We start from the raw sequence: 518 nt of genomic DNA, 5'->3' as shown, positions 1-518 counted from the left end.
CCTCTCAAATATGGTTATGGCGCTGATATCCGCTATGCTGCTCTCCAAGCCGGTGTCACATTAGCAGCAATTGAAGGGCAAAATACCACAACACATTTCGGTCTTGTAGGCACCTATGGGCGACTATCTTTCACTCCAAAAGAGATGCAGGATGCAAGTAAGAGCACATTGGATAAATGGTCACTAACAGCTTATGGCAGCGTGCAGCATGACAGTGGTTTCTATATGGATACACTGTTATCCTATGGGATAATAAAAGGAGATATCGGCAATGCCATCAGAGGAAATACCGCAAAATTGAAAAATGCCAAAATGTTGAGTATCTCCACCACTGTTGGCAAAGAGTTTGCAACCGGAATGGAAGGTTTAACCTTCGAACCACAAGCACAAGTTGCCTATCAACATTTGATGTTTAACACCATTGAAGATGCTGATAATTTTACTGTTGATATGAACAATCCTTCTCAATGGTTAATCCGTGTTGGTGGACGTTTGACCAAAACCATTTCCACTGAAAA

The 518-nt window shown here is 41.9% G+C and carries 1 protein-coding gene; it reads left to right on the top strand.

Going from position 1 to position 518, the window contains the following annotated elements; translation table 11 throughout:
- A partial coding sequence (locus tag ACFIKH_RS09425) for an autotransporter domain-containing protein (RefSeq protein WP_375671561.1) occupies positions 1–518 on the top strand: 518 nt, incomplete at both ends.

It is taken from the genome of Bartonella sp. SD1336NMGDW (assembly GCF_042193565.1).
Lineage (GTDB): Bacteria > Pseudomonadota > Alphaproteobacteria > Rhizobiales > Rhizobiaceae > Bartonella > Bartonella grahamii.
The sequence above is the reverse complement of the archived record's forward strand: the minus strand, read 5'-3'. Positions and strand labels throughout refer to the sequence as shown.